The organism is Vibrio cincinnatiensis DSM 19608, assembly GCF_900167345.1.
GTDB lineage: Bacteria > Pseudomonadota > Gammaproteobacteria > Enterobacterales > Vibrionaceae > Vibrio > Vibrio cincinnatiensis.
The window spans coordinates 1-17,401 of the sequence record NZ_FUXB01000001.1; the positions used below are offsets into that span (position 1 = coordinate 1).

Consider the following 17,401-nt stretch of genomic DNA (forward strand, 5'->3'; position numbering starts at 1 on the left):
GCTCTTGCAAACAAGCTCGGTCGGGTAGCATGGCACATCTTGGCGAAAAATAGTGAATACGATATTAATCAGGCATTTAAGCCTGTTTGACTAAAAATACTAAGTTCTAAGGAGATATCCTCAAGAAGCAACTGAGTTTGCAATAGCTGATGAATAAACGGTGAACCATCCTTACTACACTCTGATAACGCAACGAGGTTATTGAAACCGAGGCTTTGAAAAGACAGTGAGGAGCGGATTACATCATGGCGCAGGTCACATAGTAGACCTAGAAAGACGTCGGATATATGTTAGCGACCGTATCATTGAATCAGTCATTGCATCCTGAGGTGCGTCCATATATGTTGCTTTATATTTTCTATAGTACGTATTTATATGGCCGAGACAACCAGCCATTGTGTGGGGTTATGACGAAGGATTGGATATTGACTGTGTCAACTGGTTTTCTAAATCTTGTTTAACCAGATCGATAGCTTTGAGGGCAACACTAAGGTCAACTTGGTTAGATTCCAGTAGATAAATCAGGTCAACCGCCAATTTAATTTCATCAGGAGCCTCATCGAGTGAGGTGGGTGAATGACTCATTGGGGAATTCTCTCGGTTATGGGATATGACAACTGAGTAGCTGTGCTTCGATTCGGGATTTCGCTTGTTGGCAACGTGCGAGTCGCTGCTGAGCTACCGTTAAGGCTTGCAAGGCGGCTTTGTGATAACGAGCGGGGGCATGGTCAAATTCATACTGTTTATTTAGTACTAATTGACGCAGTCTTTGCTCCCATTCTTGATGCTGTGTTAACTGTTTCTGGAGCGCCGCTTTCGATGTTGTTTCGGCTAACTTTGTCTCGATGTGAGTGCTTGTTGACTCATTTCGTAAGCTCTCTAATGCGTGGGTGATGACGCGTTGTAGTGCTTCCATTTGTGCAAATAAACGCTCAGTGAGATGCTCTATCTGAGTAGTTGTGGATCGTGGGTTTTGAGCCAATCTTAGTATTCTTGCCAAGTTCTGCTCCGTTTCTTCGATACAGGGCACTAGCCATCGGCTATCCGAGTCAAACACCTGGGGATCAAACCAAGGTCCATTAATGGTGTGTGCTTGGTCGATAAGCTTAGCTTGCTGCTTCCAGTGATGAAGTTGTGCTGTTAATTGAGATAAACGATGGGTCATAAGCCAACAAACCAAGCATCATAGGCCAATTTAACGGCCAGCCCACTGACGACTAAAACAAACACAGGGCGGATGAATTTCCCTCCAAAGTGGATCGCTGAGTGAGCGCCAACAAAGGCTCCAACCATGAGGCAAAGACCCATTGTCAGGCCTAATATCCAGTCAATATGCCCTAAAATCGCAAAGGTAATAAGAGAAGTAAAATTACTGGTAAAGTTCATGGCTTTACCTAAACCAGAAGCCAGTAAGATATTGAGACGATAGAGCGCCATAGAACTGACTGTCCAAAATGCCCCTGTTCCGGGGCCCGCTAAACCATCATAAAACCCAAGGGTGAAACCTTGGACATATTGTTTTCGATGAGTGTGTGGACACCTTGTCGGCAGATGAGTATGGCTCGTGTGGGGTGTTTTGTACCATATGGTGTAGAAAGCCGCCGCCAAGATGATTAACGGTAGGACTTTTTGTAACCACGCTGTGCTGATGGCGTCAACGGCGAAGGTTCCAATCACGGCTCCAATGAAAGTGGCAATGAAGGCTCTTTTCCAAAAACTGGGTGTAAATAGCTGTTTACGGTAGTAAGTCACGGCGGCGGTGGAAGAGGCAAATGTCGCGGCTAACTTATTGGTGCCAAGCGCAATATGAGGCGGTAGCCCTAAAGAGAGAAGGGTTGGAACGGTAAGCATTCCACCGCCTCCTGCAACGGCATCAATAAAGCCAGCAACAAAGGCAACGATAGCGAGAATAAATAAAGTGGTTGGTTCGACAAGTTCCATTAATGGTTCGGTCCTAAAAATAACGGTAAAACGGATCGCAACGCATCACTGTCGCTAGCCACTTAAGCTGTAATCAGCCAGCGTGGTATTCCTACAATAGGGTAATCATCCCGTGAGAATAGACCATTTCATCATGAGGTAAACGGCAATCCCAATACTGAACGGTGTATGGCCGCAACATTGGGGTATGAATCTATTCAATGGAACGTTTAAACGGTGGAAGAGAATCAAGCAAGGATTTGCCATAACGTTTAGAGACTATCCGCCGATCAAGTATGACTACTCTACCAGAGTCTTGCTCTTTGCGCAGCAAGCGGCCGACCGACTGAACCAACTTTTTACTGGCTTCGGGAACACTAATTTGTAAAAACGGATTACCACCTCGTTGCTGAATGTATTCAGCATGAGCTTGCTCTACAGGTGAGCTTGGTACGGCAAAGGGAATTTTGGTTATGATCAAGTTTTCTAGTAATGCGCCGGGTAAGTCTAACCCTTCCGAAAAGCTGCCTGTTCCAAAAAGGATGCTGGTTTTTTCACATTGGATGAGGGTCTTATGCTGGTTTAAAATCTCTTTCCTCGATTTTTCTCCTTGTAACTGTAAAGACCAACCTTTTGTGATGCACTGGCTACGAATTTTCTCTGCGACCTCTTTCATTTGCCAGTAAGAAGCAAACAGAACCAAATTGGCTTTATTGGGCTGAATATAGTGGACTATCTTGCCAGCAAGATAGTCGGTATATTGTGGCGCTTGTGGCTCATAATCCATTTGGGGGATCAGCAACTCGGCTTGATTTTGATAATCGAATGGTGAAGCGAGCGCTAAAAATTGGACACCATCATCACTCTTTTCACTGATCCCAGCTTGGCGACAGAAAAACTGAAAAGAGTTAAGAGCTCGGAGTGTCGCCGATACCAATACTGCACCAACGCAGCGGCTCCATATTTGTTGATCAAGCTGCCAGCCAATTTCTAGCGGTGACACATTGACTAAGTAATCCCCCTCTCTTTCATGGCTGACTTCTAGCCAGCGTGCCAAAGGCGCTCCCTTTTCTCGATTGGGTTCCGCCATTAAGTGCCAAACTTGGGCAAGGTTCTCCAGACGCTGAAGATAAAAGCCCAGTTCCGACAGGGCAGGATCGGCTAGTCTCGCGGCTATCCCACCATCTTTGACCGCTTCAGCAATTAAATCGGTGATTTTACCCATCGCTTGATTGAGCTTCTGGCTCGATTGTTTGAGTTCTTTAGCTTGGCTCTCTAGCCATTCAGGCAATTCACCATGTTCAAAACGATAAACCCCTTCGTCAAAGGCGGAGGCTTCAAATTGATTTGGGAGTTGATTAAGGGATGGAATCAACTGTTGGAGTGCATCTTGAGCCTCATTATGAAAACGAGACACGCGCTTGCTGTCAACTAAAGCAATAAATTTCGCTAATGACTGATTGAGCTTTTCTAGCCAAGTGACTGCCCCTTTCATGGTTGCAGAAGCGGAGGCATGATCTCGTGCTACATGGGGGAGGTGATGCGCTTCATCAAAGACATAAAGGGTATTTTCTGGTTCTGGAAGAATGACGCCACCACCGAGGTCGGCATCAGCCATCACTAAACTGTGGTTAGCAATAATGACATCGGCTTTATCCATTTCTGCTCGAGCTTTTTGAAATGGACACGTTCTGTGAGCCGCAAAGCTTCCGTTACAGCTATGTTTATCACTGACAATTGTATTCCAAATGGCGTCACTGATGGGGGTTGGCCAAGCATCTCGGTCACCATCCCACTGACCGTTTGCCAGCTGTTGATAAAGCGCTTGAAGTAACTGGATATCCTGAGCCTCTGGTTTGCTGGTAAACATCGCAAGTTGACCACCATCCACGCCACTGGCTGAGGCCAGCTTTTCTGCGCAGCAATAACGTTGACGCCCTTTGGCTAAAAGAAACGAAAAACTCTGGTCGGTGATTCGTCGATAAAGGGGGAGATCTTTTTGTACCAGTTGTTCTTGCAGGGCGACAGTCGCAGTTGAAATTACGACCTTGCGATTATTGAGCATAGCAACGGGGATGGTTGCCATTAGGTAAGAAAGAGATTTACCGATTCCGGTTCCTGCTTCTGCAACAATCATCCGTGTTGATGAGTGATAGCGGCCGCAGAGTGTCTTGGTAATCTCGGCCACGAGATAATTTTGTGCTCGACGTGGAATGAAGTTATCTAACTGACTCTGCAGATTATGATAGCTCGTTCGAATGGATTGTTGGATTTTTGTGGTTAGCATAGCGAGACCTAAATAGCAGAGGTGCGATAGTAGCATAATTTGTGGAATGAGATCGGTCGCGGGCTTCTGTTTTAACTTTTAGGGACTCGCTTTATCTCTTCATTTCCTTCCGAATAAATGACTTTCTACTCACTAATAGCTTGGAATATTCTGTTTTTGAATCAATTCTAGATCTTGCTCACAAAAATAATCTGAACCTTTATGCGTATCTCTATCATCTTACATTGAGTAGATATAAATGCTATGAATGATGTGTTGAGCTATATAAAATACCGACATATTGATTGCTAATGATTGTTTTGGTTTTTAATTCTGTACTGTTGGTTTTATTAATATTTATTAAAAATTAGCTTTTTGGTTAGAAACTGCTCGAAATAAAATGAGACAAAGATGTAATCTATTGTTTATTAAGGTTTTATGTATTTTTTATAAATATTTTTTTGCACATTTGACATGTAGCATATTCTTTTGCAATCTTAAGTGCGAATTCAGTGGCGATGGTCATTAACCGAAGAGTTAACCAACCATCATCTAAAACAAAGGGAACCGAAATGGAATTCCCATCTAAGAAAAGGCAGTGGATTAATATGAAAAAGACTCTAGTAGCACTACTGGTTGCTTCAGCGGCAACATCAGTTAATGCAGCAGAAGTATTTAAGACAGATGACGTATTGGTTGATTTCTATGGTCAGCTTCGTCAAACCGTTAAGTTTACTGATAAGAGCAACACCGATGCTAAGATCGACCAAGGTTCTTCACGTGTTGGCGTTAACCTAACGTACAATGCGATTGAAGAAGGTTTAGACGTTGTTGCTAAAGTTGAATACCGCGTCGATGAAGATTGGCATCTTCGTCAACACTATATCGGTCTGAGCACCGAATTTGGCGTAATGACTTTTGGTAAGCATTCACCGCTTTATGATGATGTTTATGGCGCAATTTACGCTTATGAGTATGATCTAGCACCTTATATCGCTGGTGGTGGTTTAGACGAAAACTTCTGGCAAACCAGTGCGATCAAATATCAGTTAGATCTTGATAACAGCTGGATTAAAGCTCAGTACAACCTAGCAGAAAATAATTCAAACCCTGAGTTGTTTGAACTGTATGTTGGTACTTCTTACGATGCACTTTCTTTACACATTGGTGGTGCGTCAATGTCTGATAAAACATCTGGTAATGTTGACTCAACTTACTTTGAAGCAACAGCGGAATACGCGCTAGGTAAAGGTGTAATTGGCTTTACTTATGCTTACAACAAAGACAAAGATAAAGTTGCTAATACAAAAGCTGAATCTGATGGCTTCCACTTAGGTGCTAAATACGAAGTGGCGAGCAAAACATCACTGTACGGTGGCGGTCAGTTCATCAATGGTAAAAAAGAAGAAGCAGACGTAACGAACCTTTATTTAGGTGTTGAATATATGTTTGCTAAGTGGGCACGTACTTACGTTGAATACAACTTCAACGATACCGATGGTCAAAGCGATGTGAACAATCTTGCTATCGGTGCTCGTGTATACTGGTAATTTAATGATTTATCGTTAAGATAAGCTCGGCACTGCCGAGCTTTTTTTATGGGAGATAAGTAAGTTATGGCGATAACAATGAAAAATATCATTAATGGCTTATTGGTGGGGTTAGCCCTAACAACGACTGTGCAAGCCAAAGTGCAACTGATGGTACCAGAAGAGATCAGCTTAGCCGTTGTGAACTTAGAAAAACCACAGCTAAAAGGCGGCTTGTTAAGCAGTTCTAAAAGGGTCGAGCTACCCGATGGTATTAACCAAATTGCTTTTCGTTATGTAAAACCTTTTGTTAACCGGGATACGGTTGATAATGTTTATAGTGAGTTGGTGGTGCTACGTTTTAATGCGACAGATCAAGCCTTAACTTTTCAAGTGCCCAGCTATCGTAATGCCCAGCAAGCCAAGAAAGAGATCGCTCATTTTGAATGGCAGTTGATTGACATGGATAACCAGAAACCGATTGAGCAGGTGAGTGATATTGTCCCTGTTAGCGGTTTTGTATTAGGGCAGAGTTTTATCGATAACATTGTTGAATACAATAAACAGTCAGGCAAAGCCGCCATAACGATGAGTTATTTAACGGTAGAAAATCAGCCACAGGTTGTTACAACCCACGATAAACATTCTTTAGCTAAACCGGTTAGCTTAGCTTCAGAGTCGGTATTGAATGATTTACAAACGCTGTATTTACAAGCGGATAAAGAGCAAAGAAAAGCATTTCGTAAATGGATGATTGATCAAGAATAAGCTTTAAACCCCTAACGATTTAATATTAGGGGTTCACTTCTTAGCCACAACATTTTTTCGATTTTTGACCACTGCCACATAGGCAAGGATCATTGCGTCCGATTTTAGTTCTTGGTGGAAAGACACCATCAATATAAAACCACTGATTATTCTCATGGACAAAACGTGATTGTTCTTCGAGACAGAGAAGAGTTTGCTCTGTTTGGTAAAACGCTTTGAAATGAACAAACCCTTCATTTTCATTCGACCCAGACCAGCTACGCAGTACTTCTAACTGATGCCACTGGCTATTTATTGATGCGGCAATCTCATCGCGTTGCTTATCGGCCTGACAGGAGGGGTGGTAGGTATCGACGACAAAATCAGTCAAACCCAGTACATGGGCGCTGTAGCGCGCACGCATTAATTGCTCTGGTGTTTGTGCCTGCTGAGCGTTGGTATGAATGGGTTGGCAGCAGTGGTGATATTCTTTACCACTACCACAGTAACAAACGGTCATGACGGTTATTCTAATCAATGAAATAGCCGCTTAGTTTAGGGGGAACTGCAAGTGGTGTCTAGGCGCTGACATTTAATAAATCAATCGTCCAACAAACGGCTTCATTATAGCAATCGCTCACGTCTGACTCGAGGAGTTTGAGCTGCTGTGAACGCTGAGAGACTTGTTTCCAATCGGCATGTTCATAGGCTTTCGCCAAGTCGAGCAGTTGCCCAAGTACGCCATCCCCCTTTAATAAGGCTTGTTTAACCGCATCTTCTATCGGTATTTTGTCAATGATTTCCTCAAGTGGTTGATCAAGTAAGCTATCTAGCAGTGAAAACATGCCGGTTAAAAAAGCATTTCCTGACGCATTACTCTCGTTGAGTTTGAGATAAAGTTGTTCACAGTAACGAGCGCGTTGAATCGATAAGCGGTAGAGAGAATCTGGTTTATCGCGGTGCGTTGATGCGATAGCCACCAGAGAGGCAAATTTACGTAATCGCTCTTCCCCTAAATAGACTAAGGCTTGCTTAAACGATTGTATCTTGGCACTGACCATGACAGAAGCATTGACAAACGTCAGTAATTTATAAGAAAGGGAAAGATCTTTTGCTACAAGACGTTCTAACTCTTGATAATCGATCTCTTCTTTTGCAATGGCTTTGCACAGTTGAACAAGGGTAATAAAGTCAGGCTCTAGTGCTTTACGTTGGATTAATTCAGGTTTACTGAAAAAATAGCCTTGAAAATAGGTAAACCCAGCTTGTTTGGCTTGTTCAAACTCTTCATAGGTCTCTACTTTTTCGGCGAGAAATTCAATGTGTGTGCCGGCCAGTTTTTGCATGAAAACTTTAGCTTTATCAACGGGAATAAGGCGAATATCGAACTTAATGATGGAAACGTAGGGAAGAAAAGGTTTCCAAGCTCGGTTAGGAATAAAGTCATCTAATGCAATTTTATAACCCGCTTGATGTATCTGTTTAATTGCGTTGAGCAATTCTTCTGTTGGTGGGCAATCTTCAAGGACTTCAACCACCAAGCTATCGGATGGGAATAATGTTGGGATGAGATTGATTAAACTCTGATAGGGGAAATTCACAAAGCCCCAGTGTTGTGTTAATGCCGTGTAGTGGGTTGACCAGAAGTGATCGGAAAGAAGGCGGCTGGTGGCGAGTTCAGGATCAATGTCTGGGAACGTATTATTCGGGCCATCACGGAACAATAATTCATAGCCGATGGTTTTTCTTTCTCGGTCTAGTATGGGTTGTTGTGCGATGTAGGAATACTTCATAGACCTGCTCTTTATATTTATTATTGAGGGGCACTTTTGCTGATTGTCCTCTATTTTTTGGTAGGTTGCTGCGAGTTAACTCAAAGAAAGTCCAGTTACACATTACAGAGATCGAGACTCTAATTTATACCCTTGTGGTGAATAGCTTAGGATGGAGCCTTGGCTGTACCAATCGCCCAAGACGATGCGTACCTTATTGTCAGATTCCATCAAATGGTGAATCGCAGGGCGGTGAGTATGCCCATGAATCATAAGATCAACATGATGTTTTTTCATAACTTGTAGCACTTCGCTGGGGGTGACATCCATAATTGCCATGGTTTTTTGTTCTTTGTCACTGCGGATATCGGACTGAACGCGTTTGACTATGCGTTTCTTTAAAACATAGGGTAAACGGTTAAATATCCACTGTAACCAAGGTTTATGTACTTTGGCCCGAAAGGCTAAATATCGAACATCTTCAATGCATAAGGTATCTCCATGCAGTATTACCGTAGGGGTACCGTAGAGATCAATCACTGTTTCTTGTTCTAATAAAGTAACGCCGGTTTCTTTAGCAAACCGCTGACCAATAAGAAAGTCTCGATTGCCATGAATAAAGAAACAAGGCACACCTGATGCGGTAAGTTGCTGAAACTCAGATTTAATTTGTTGGGCAAAAGGCGTTGGGTCATCATCGCCGATCCAAAAATCAAATAAATCACCGAGTACATAAAGAGCGTCGGCTTGTCGCGCTTCAGTGCGCATAAATTGAGAAAAACACTGGGTGATATCTGGGCGAACCGGGGAAAGATGAAGATCTGAAATAAATAAAGTATGCATAAGAACATTAGTGGAGTGCTTCACGCACTCCATCCATCGGTAATTTAAGTGTCGATCTTATTCTTCGATCGTTGTGCTGGTAATCATCACTTCATCAAGAGGAACATCTTGGTGCATACCATAAGAACCTGTATTCACCCCTTTGATTTTATTAACGATATCCATTCCTTCCACTACTTCACCAAATACACAGTATCCCCAACCATCACGACTTTCTGCACGAAAATCAAGGAACGTATTGTCATTCACATTGATGAAAAATTGTGAGCTAGCAGAATGGGGATCCATCGTGCGAGCCATGGCTAGCGTCCCCGTTTTATTGCTTAAACCGTTGTTAGCTTCATTGCGAATCGGGGCACGCGTTTCTTTCTCACGTAGGCCTGAAGTCATCCCGCCACCTTGAATCATAAAGCCATCGATCACGCGGTGGAACAGCGTATTATCGTAAAAACCATCGCGGCAGTACTGTAAAAAGTTGGCGCTGGTTTCTGGTGCTTTTTCTTCGTTAAGCTGAATTTTAATGTCACCATAATTGGTATGCAGCGTGATCATGAGTATTACCTTTACTTGTTTTGTATGAATGACTGATTTTAGCCTAACTTTTTGTGCATTCAAAACATCAAATGGATGACCTAGTGATAATAGAGTTGTTATACTCTAAAACTATTTTGAAATTCACCGTAGATTAGATAGAGATCATGTTAAAGATTTATAACTCACTCACAAGACAGAAAGAGGAATTTAAACCCATTACCGCTGGCAAGGTCGGCATGTATGTCTGTGGAGTCACTATATACGATCTCTGTCATATTGGTCATGGTCGTACGTTTGTCTCTTTCGATGTGGTCGCTCGTTACTTACGTTATTTAGGTTACGACCTCACCTTTGTGCGCAATATTACCGATATTGATGACAAAATTATTAAACGTGCCGCTGAAAATCACGAGTCTTGTGAGGCATTAACGGAACGTTTGATTCAAGAAATGTATACCGATTTCGATGCATTAAATATTAAGCGTCCTGATATTGAACCTCGGGCGACGGCGTACATTGATGAAATCATTGCTCTTGTCCAACGGCTTATTGAACGTGGTTTTGCCTATGTAGCCGATAATGGCGATGTGATGTTTGAAGTGAGTAAGTTTGCTCAATACGGCCAACTTTCTAAACAAGATCTCGCTCAGCTTCAGGCGGGGGCTCGGGTTGATATTGAAACGGCTAAACGTAGCCCTTTAGATTTTGTGCTCTGGAAAATGTCGAAACCAGGTGAACCAACTTGGGAATCACCATGGGGGGCTGGGCGTCCTGGGTGGCATATCGAATGTTCTGCGATGAACTCTTCGATTTTAGGCGACCATTTTGATATTCATGGCGGTGGTTCTGATCTGCAATTTCCTCATCATGAAAATGAAATTGCACAATCATGCTGTGCTCATGATACCCCGTATGTGAATACATGGATGCACAGCGGTATGGTCATGGTGGATAAAGAAAAAATGTCTAAATCACTGGGCAACTTTTTTACCATTCGTGATGTATTGCAGCATTATGATCCAGAAACGATCCGCTATTTCTTAATGTCGGGGCATTATCGTAGCCAATTAAACTACAGTGAAGAGAACCTGAATCAAGCCCGAGCTTCTTTAGAACGTCTGTACACCGCACTGCGTGGGTTAGACATGACGGTTCCGGCTGCGGGTGGCGAAGAGTATGTTAGCCGTTTTACCTCAGCGATGAATGATGATTTTAATACACCAGAAGCGTACTCTGTCCTATTTGATATGGCGCGAGAAATCAACCGCTTGAAGAGCGAAGATGGCGTGAAAGCGAGTGCTCTTGGTTCATTAATGCGTGAACTGGCTGATGTGATTGGCATTCTTTATCAAGATCCTGAACATTTTATGCAAGGGGAGGTAGAAGACCAAGCACAAGTCGCGCAAATTGAAGCCTTAATTCAGTTGCGTAATGATTCTCGTGCCGCAAAAGATTGGGCGAATGCCGATCTTGCTCGAGATAAACTGAATGAGTTAGGCATCATTCTCGAAGATGGGCCCAGCGGTACTACCTGGCGACGCAAGTAAATCGTTTGATTGCCAAGTTTATCATTGTCAACAGCGGGGTTTATGCCTCGCTGTTATCTTTATACCCATTGAAAATCTCGCAGATAAGCTGAATTAGGAATGCTTTATGTCAATTATTCTGGGGATTGACCCAGGCTCTCGGATCACCGGTTATGGTGTTATTCGCCAGCAAGGGCGGCACCTCATCTATTTAGGTAGCGGCTGTATCCGAACGGCCGATCAAGCATTGCCTTTACGGTTAAAACAAATTTATGCTGGAGTGAGTGAAATTATTACCCAGTTTCAGCCTGATGTGTTTGCAATTGAACAAGTGTTTATGGCTAAAAATGCCGATTCTGCGCTAAAACTAGGACAAGCGCGAGGGAGTGCGATTGTCGCGGCGGTTAATGCTGATTTACCTGTTCATGAATATGCCGCAAGGTTAATTAAACAAGCGGTGGTTGGGACCGGAGGTGCGGATAAATCCCAAGTCCAGCATATGGTACAACAGATCCTGAAATTACCCGCCAAACCTCAGGCTGATGCCGCTGATGCTTTGGGGGTGGCTATCTGCCATGCAAATACGAACAAGACGTTGATTGCGTTGGCTGGTCAAGCAAGCAGTGCTCGTCGAGGACGTTACCGATAAATTCTCCATTTTGAACGTCCGAGTTTTACTGGCTATCCATCCAGTTCTTTATTATCATCTTCCCTATTGAACCTGACTTACCGATAAAGGAATTCGCCGTGATTGGTCGTCTTCGTGGAATATTAATTGAAAAACAACCACCCCAAGTGTTGATAGAAATAGGGGGGATTGGCTATGAAGTACAGATGCCAATGAGCTGTTTCTATGAGTTACCCAATTTAGGTGAAGAAGCCATTATCTACACTCATTTTGTCGTGCGTGAAGATGCTCAGCTCCTTTATGGCTTTAATAGTGTTAGTGAGCGGGCGCTATTTCGAGAAGTGATTAAAGCAAATGGGGTTGGGCCCAAAATGGGGTTAGGAATACTCTCCGGTATGACGGCAAGCCAGTTTGTCTCTTGTGTTGAACGTGAAGATATTTCAACTTTAATTAAATTACCCGGCGTTGGGAAAAAGACGGCTGAACGTTTAGTCGTCGAAATGAAAGACCGCTTAAAAGGATGGGGAACGGGGGATTTACTGACCCCTACAACGGACGCGGCACCCGCAGATAACCGAACTATGATATCAGAACAGAATTCGGAAGAAGAAGCCGTGAGTGCTTTGTTGGCATTAGGATATAAACCTGCTCAAGCTTCAAAAGCGGTCGCTCAAGTCGCTAAAGCGGGCATGAGCAGTGAGCAGTTAATCCGCGATGCTTTAAAATCAATGGTGTAAGTTCGATACATCAATGAATGTCCCACGGCTTGCTAGATAATTAAGAGACAGACCAGTGATAAACGATTTTTATACGACGCCCGATTTGATGAAAACTTTATTGGCCGCTCCTAACACTATGGAACCCTTGTTATGATCGAAGCCGATCGCCTGATTGCACCGATAAACCCTTCTTTTAAAGATGAAGAAGTGATTGATCGTGCCATTCGACCAAAGAAACTTGCTGACTATCAAGGACAAGATCATGTTCGAGATCAAATGGAAATCTTCATACAAGCAGCACAAAAACGTCGTGAAGCACTTGATCATCTTTTGATTTTTGGTCCTCCCGGGTTAGGTAAAACCACGTTAGCCAATATTGTTGCTAATGAAATGGAAGTCAATATCCGGACCACCTCTGGGCCTGTGTTAGAAAAAGCAGGAGATCTTGCTGCACTGTTGACCAACTTGGAAGAGAACGATGTGTTATTCATTGATGAAATTCATCGTTTGAGCCCGATGGTTGAAGAAGTGCTCTATCCTGCGATGGAAGATTACCAATTGGATATTATGATTGGAGAAGGCCCTGCGGCGCGTTCCATCAAGATTGATCTTCCTCCCTTTACTTTAATAGGCGCCACCACACGGGCTGGTTCATTAACATCCCCGTTACGAGATCGCTTTGGTATTGTACAGCGCTTGGAGTATTACAACGTAGCCGACTTGCAACATATTGTGCAACGGAGTGCTCACCATCTCGGTCTCTCTATGGATTCTGATGGAGCATTAGAAGTGGCTCGCCGTGCTCGAGGTACACCTCGTATCGCTAACCGGTTATTACGTCGCGTCCGAGATTATGCTGAAGTGAAAGGAAATGGTCATATCTGTGCCCATACGGCAGATAAAGCTCTGGATATGCTAGATGTCGATCACCAAGGTTTTGATTATATGGATAGAAAGCTGTTATTGGCCATCATGGAAAAATTCTCAGGCGGGCCTGTTGGGTTAGATAACTTGGCGGCAGCGATTGGTGAAGAGAAAGATACTATCGAAGATGTACTTGAACCCTTCCTCATTCAACAAGGTTATTTACAGCGAACGCCACGAGGACGCATTGCTACCGATAGGGCCTACTTGCATTTTGGCTTACAAAAGTAGCTTGAGTTTTCAGCTAAGCTATAGGAAAAAGAGGCATTTCTAAACAGATGTCACATTTTGACATATTTCTTAATTTCACCATTCGTAATTATTTATCGGTTAGTGTTAACCCATTGTGTTGAATGTGTGCTTTTGTTTATTCATTTTTTACTTCCTCTAAAGGATAAATGGCGACTTTATTTGATCTAAATCATTTTGTTGTTTTTTTAACCGATTGTCAGTGGTAAAAATTGATTTAAATCAAAGCGTTTGTGCAAACAAACCTTTTGAAACTCAAAGGTTTTGGAAGTAGTATTAGTCACAGCTATATTAGCTGATGCTTAACAATTAACTAACCACAATGGTACATAATTGCAACTAGATGTTACACTTGGTTAACGAGTAATGCCGTGCGTTAACTTATTTCTTGTTGACCGATTATGTCAAAAGTGTCATTCAGCCGACACAAAGGAGTTACCATGATTGATGTCGTTGATCTATCGCGGTTGCAGTTTGCACTCACAGCGATGTATCACTTCTTGTTCGTTCCACTGACTTTAGGGATGGCGTTTCTACTTGCCATTATGGAGTCGCTTTATGTAATGACCGATAAGCAAATCTATAAGGACATGACTAAGTTCTGGGGTAAGCTTTTTGGGATAAACTTTGCTCTTGGTGTGGCTACTGGCCTTACTATGGAGTTCCAGTTCGGTACGAACTGGTCTTACTACTCACACTATGTCGGCGATATTTTTGGAGCGCCGCTCGCCATTGAAGCGCTGGTCGCTTTCTTTTTAGAATCAACCTTTGTCGGTTTGTTCTTCTTTGGTTGGGATCGCCTTTCTAAGCGTCAGCATTTAACCGTGACTTGGCTTGTCGCTTTAGCTTCAAATTTTTCGGCATTGTGGATTCTTGTTGCCAATGGTTGGATGCAGAATCCGGTTGGCGCAGAGTTCAATTTCGAAACCATGCGTATGGAAATGGTGAGTTTTGCTGAAGTGGTACTTAACCCGGTTGCACAAGTTAAATTTGTTCATACCGTTGCTTCTGGCTACACCACTGGTGCGATGTTCATTCTTGGGATCAGCGCATACTACCTACTAAAAGGCCGTGATGTTGCGTTTGCTCGCCGCTCATTTGCGATTGCCGCTTCTTTTGGTATAGCTGCCATTCTCTCTGTTATTGTCTTGGGGGATGAATCTGGTTATGAACTTGGTGATGTTCAACGCGTGAAACTCGCCGCGATTGAATCTGAATGGCATACCGAGCCTGCACCCGCAGCCTTCACTTTATTTGGTCTACCAAACCAAGAAACCATGCAAACCGACTATGCAATTAAGATTCCTTATGTTATGGGGATTATTGCAACACGTTCTTTAGATAAAGAAGTGACAGGCTTGCGTGATCTGCGTGAAGAGCATATCGATCGTATTCGCAATGGTATGTATGCTTATGAGTTGTTGCAAACACTGCGTGCTGGAGATAAATCTGATGAAAATATCCAAGCATTTAATGAAGTGAAAAACGATCTTGGCTATGGCTTATTGCTCAAGCGCTATACCGAGAATGTTGCTGATGCAACAGAAGCACAGATCCAAGCGGCAGCAGACGATTCAATTCCAACCGTATGGCCTCTATTCTGGTCGTTCCGTATTATGGTTGCTTGTGGTTTCATTATGCTGTTTGTTTTTGGTGCAGCCTTTATTCAGACATGCCGCCAAAAAATTGAACAAAAACCTTGGATACTCAAAGCGGCACTTTGGAGTATTCCTCTTCCTTGGATTGCGGTTGAAGCGGGCTGGTTTGTTGCAGAATATGGCCGTCAACCATGGGCAGTCGGTGAAATATTGCCTGTCAATATTGCGGCTTCTGCACTGACAGCAAGCCAAATCTGGACATCATTGTTCGCTATCTTAGCGTTGTACACGGTATTCTTAATTGCTGAAGTTTACTTAATGGTGAAGTTTGCTCGTAAAGGACCAAGCAGCTTGAAAACGGGCCGCTACCATTTCGAACAAAATGGCAACTCTGTTGAAGATCAACTCAACCGCCAAGTAGAAGCCTAGCCAAGGAGAAAGCAATATGTTTGATTACGAACTTTTACGACTTATCTGGTGGGTGCTGATCGGCGTTTTACTAGTTGGTTTTGCCATTACAGATGGCTTTGATATGGGCGTGGGAGCTCTGGTTCCTGTTCTCGGTAAAAATGATTCAGAGCGTCGGGTGATGATAAACTCTATCGCTCCGCACTGGGATGGTAACCAAGTTTGGTTGATTACCGCTGGGGGTGCATTATTTGCTGCATGGCCATTGGTTTACGCAACGTCATTCTCAGGCTTTTATATGGCCATGATTGTGACATTGGCGGCGCTTTGGCTACGTCCAATTGGCTTGGATTATCGTTCAAAAATTGAAGATCCTAACTGGCGGAATACGTGGGACATTTGTATTTCGATCAGTGGTTTTGTTCCACCTATTATTTTTGGTGTGGCATTTGGTAACCTGCTGCAAGGCGTTCCATTCCAATTAAATGAGCTGATCATGCCAAGCTATCATGGTTCATTCTTTGGTTTGTTGAATCCTTTTGCCCTTGTTTGTGGCTTGGTCAGTCTCTTTATGATTCTGATGCAAGGCTCTGCTTGGTTACAAATGAAAACTACCGGCGAATTGCATACACGTGCTCGTACAACAGCTCAATTGACTGGGGTATTAACTTGTCTGTTATTTGTTGCCGCGGGTTTCTGGGTGCAAAATATGGAAGGTTATGTTGTTGTGAGTGCGATTGATGGTGCCGCGGCGTCAAACCCTCTAAATAAGGAAGTCGTGCGTGAAGCGGGTGCTTGGATGCATAACTTTGAAATTTATCCCATTCTCTGGTTAGCTCCAGCGCTTGGGGTACTTATGCCTCTACTTGCTGTGTTAGCTTCTCGCTTTGAGAAATGTGCATTGGCTTTCCTAACTTCTAGCTTAGGGAATGCGGGTGTGATCTTTACTGCCGGTTTTGCTATGTTCCCATTTGTGATGCCATCAAGCTTAGTTCCAAGTCACAGCTTAACGATGTGGGATTCGACCTCAAGTGAATTGACGTTGAATGTGATGACCTTTATCGCATTCGTTATGGTACCGATTATCTTGGGCTATACCGCGTGGTCTTACTATAAAATGTTTGGTCGCTTGGATAACAAGTTTATCGAAGATAACAAAAATTCACTTTACTAAGGAGCGAAACGATGTGGTATTTTGCATGGATTCTTGGTGTCTTGCTGGCATGTGCTTTTGGCATCATTAATGCTCTTTGGTTAGAGCACAGTGAAATGATGGATAAAGACAGTGAATAACTGGTTGGCTAAGCTTCACCAGCCGTTAGATAAGGCCCTATTTAGAGCGTTATCTATCTTGCTCGGATTTTACCATGTTGCTATGGTGATGTGGGATCCAGAAGCTTATGCCGTCAGTATTGGTGGGTTTAATGCGTTCGTTGCACCGCTGCTTATTTGGGGAATGTGCTCAAGTATGGTGTTTGGTGTCGGCTTTAAACCTCGCCACTGGATTTGGCAGATCTTTTTCAGCCCCTATTTTTCACTTCCAATTATGATGGGTTTTCTCATTATACGATTAATGGGATAGCCGTGACGGAATATTAATCAACTTGTTAAGGTTGAGTAAAGGATAGCGTTACCTCTCTGAGGTAACGCTATTTTTTTATTCGATCCAAATAAAATCTTACGCTTCTCTTTGTACTTCCCCTAAAAAGATGCGGTATAGTATTCAGCTTAACCTCCC

Annotated in this window: 18 protein-coding genes; 10 read left to right on the forward strand and 8 right to left on the reverse strand. The window is 43.2% G+C overall.

The window, feature by feature from the left end; all coding sequences use genetic code 11:
• Window positions 1-405: 405 nt before the first annotated feature.
• From rsmS to dinG, 4 genes are all read right to left on the reverse strand, one after another.
• Window positions 406-585, reverse strand: a complete 180-nt coding sequence (gene rsmS / locus B5D54_RS00005) for a pleiotropic regulatory protein RsmS (protein ID WP_078924421.1) — start codon at window positions 583-585, stop codon at window positions 406-408.
• Between the two features lie 16 nt (window positions 586-601).
• Window positions 602-1,165: a primosomal replication protein PriC gene (gene priC, locus B5D54_RS00010; RefSeq protein ID WP_078924422.1), complete on the reverse strand. Its 564-nt coding sequence runs from the start codon at window positions 1,163-1,165 to the stop codon at window positions 602-604.
• On the reverse strand, window positions 1,162-1,941 hold the full coding sequence (locus B5D54_RS00015) for a sulfite exporter TauE/SafE family protein (protein WP_078924423.1): 780 nt from the start codon (window positions 1,939-1,941) through the stop codon (window positions 1,162-1,164). Before B5D54_RS00015 ends, priC begins: the two co-directional genes overlap by 4 nt.
• Window positions 1,942-2,134: 193 nt before the next feature.
• Complete coding sequence (gene dinG, locus B5D54_RS00020) at window positions 2,135-4,207, reverse strand: ATP-dependent DNA helicase DinG (protein ID WP_078924424.1); 2,073 nt, start codon at window positions 4,205-4,207, stop codon at window positions 2,135-2,137.
• Window positions 4,208-4,794: 587 nt separating this feature from the next.
• Between dinG and B5D54_RS00025 the strand changes: the two genes are divergently transcribed.
• Window positions 4,795-5,736 carry a porin gene (locus tag B5D54_RS00025; RefSeq protein ID WP_158117416.1) on the forward strand — a complete coding sequence of 314 codons (942 nt, stop codon included), beginning with the start codon at window positions 4,795-4,797 and terminating at the stop codon, window positions 5,734-5,736.
• A gap of 78 nt (window positions 5,737-5,814) precedes the next feature.
• Complete coding sequence (locus B5D54_RS00030) at window positions 5,815-6,483, forward strand: DUF2057 family protein (RefSeq protein WP_158117415.1); 669 nt, start codon at window positions 5,815-5,817, stop codon at window positions 6,481-6,483.
• Window positions 6,484-6,523: 40 nt separating this feature from the next.
• Here B5D54_RS00030 and B5D54_RS00035 read toward each other — a convergent pair whose 3' ends face one another.
• The 4 genes from B5D54_RS00035 to B5D54_RS00050 all read right to left on the reverse strand — a co-directional run bounded on the left by B5D54_RS00035 (window position 6,524) and on the right by B5D54_RS00050 (window position 9,629).
• Window positions 6,524-6,982, reverse strand: a complete 459-nt coding sequence (locus B5D54_RS00035) for a YchJ family metal-binding protein (RefSeq protein ID WP_078924427.1) — start codon at window positions 6,980-6,982, stop codon at window positions 6,524-6,526.
• A gap of 58 nt (window positions 6,983-7,040) precedes the next feature.
• A complete protein-coding gene (locus B5D54_RS00040; protein WP_078924428.1) occupies window positions 7,041-8,255 on the reverse strand; it encodes an EAL and HDOD domain-containing protein in 1,215 nt (404 codons plus the stop codon).
• A 102-nt stretch (window positions 8,256-8,357) separates the two neighbouring features.
• Window positions 8,358-9,077, reverse strand: a complete 720-nt coding sequence (lpxH, locus tag B5D54_RS00045; RefSeq protein ID WP_078924429.1) for a UDP-2,3-diacylglucosamine diphosphatase — start codon at window positions 9,075-9,077, stop codon at window positions 8,358-8,360.
• 57 nt (window positions 9,078-9,134) lie between these two features.
• Entirely contained in the window at window positions 9,135-9,629 is a 495-nt protein-coding gene (locus B5D54_RS00050) for a peptidylprolyl isomerase (protein ID WP_078924430.1), read from the reverse strand.
• Window positions 9,630-9,775: 146 nt separating this feature from the next.
• Here B5D54_RS00050 and cysS point away from each other — a divergent pair, with 146 nt between their 5' ends.
• The 8 genes from cysS (at window position 9,776) to ybgE (ending at window position 17,245) form a co-directional block, all read left to right on the forward strand.
• The gene (gene cysS / locus B5D54_RS00055; RefSeq protein WP_078924431.1) at window positions 9,776-11,158 is read left to right on the forward strand and encodes a cysteine--tRNA ligase; all 1,383 of its coding nucleotides are present in this window, start codon (window positions 9,776-9,778) and stop codon (window positions 11,156-11,158) included.
• Window positions 11,159-11,264: 106 nt separating this feature from the next.
• Window positions 11,265-11,786, forward strand: a complete 522-nt coding sequence (ruvC, locus tag B5D54_RS00060; RefSeq protein ID WP_078924432.1) for a crossover junction endodeoxyribonuclease RuvC — start codon at window positions 11,265-11,267, stop codon at window positions 11,784-11,786.
• Window positions 11,787-11,884: 98 nt separating this feature from the next.
• A complete protein-coding gene (ruvA, locus tag B5D54_RS00065) occupies window positions 11,885-12,502 on the forward strand; it encodes a Holliday junction branch migration protein RuvA (RefSeq protein WP_078924433.1) in 618 nt (205 codons plus the stop codon).
• Window positions 12,503-12,634: 132 nt separating this feature from the next.
• A complete protein-coding gene (gene ruvB / locus B5D54_RS00070) occupies window positions 12,635-13,639 on the forward strand; it encodes a Holliday junction branch migration DNA helicase RuvB (RefSeq protein WP_078924434.1) in 1,005 nt (334 codons plus the stop codon).
• 458 nt (window positions 13,640-14,097) lie between these two features.
• A complete protein-coding gene (gene cydA / locus B5D54_RS00075) occupies window positions 14,098-15,684 on the forward strand; it encodes a cytochrome ubiquinol oxidase subunit I (protein ID WP_078924435.1) in 1,587 nt (528 codons plus the stop codon).
• Window positions 15,685-15,700: 16 nt separating this feature from the next.
• Window positions 15,701-16,837: a cytochrome d ubiquinol oxidase subunit II gene (gene cydB / locus B5D54_RS00080; protein WP_078924436.1), complete on the forward strand. Its 1,137-nt coding sequence runs from the start codon at window positions 15,701-15,703 to the stop codon at window positions 16,835-16,837.
• Window positions 16,838-16,848: 11 nt separating this feature from the next.
• Window positions 16,849-16,956 (forward strand): cytochrome bd-I oxidase subunit CydX, encoded by a 108-nt coding sequence (gene cydX / locus B5D54_RS00085; protein WP_000270284.1) that lies wholly within the window; start codon window positions 16,849-16,851, stop codon window positions 16,954-16,956.
• The gene (gene ybgE / locus B5D54_RS00090; protein WP_167514898.1) at window positions 16,940-17,245 is read left to right on the forward strand and encodes a cyd operon protein YbgE; all 306 of its coding nucleotides are present in this window, start codon (window positions 16,940-16,942) and stop codon (window positions 17,243-17,245) included. The genes cydX and ybgE overlap by 17 nt, the downstream gene beginning before the upstream one ends.
• Window positions 17,246-17,401: the final 156 nt, after the last annotated feature.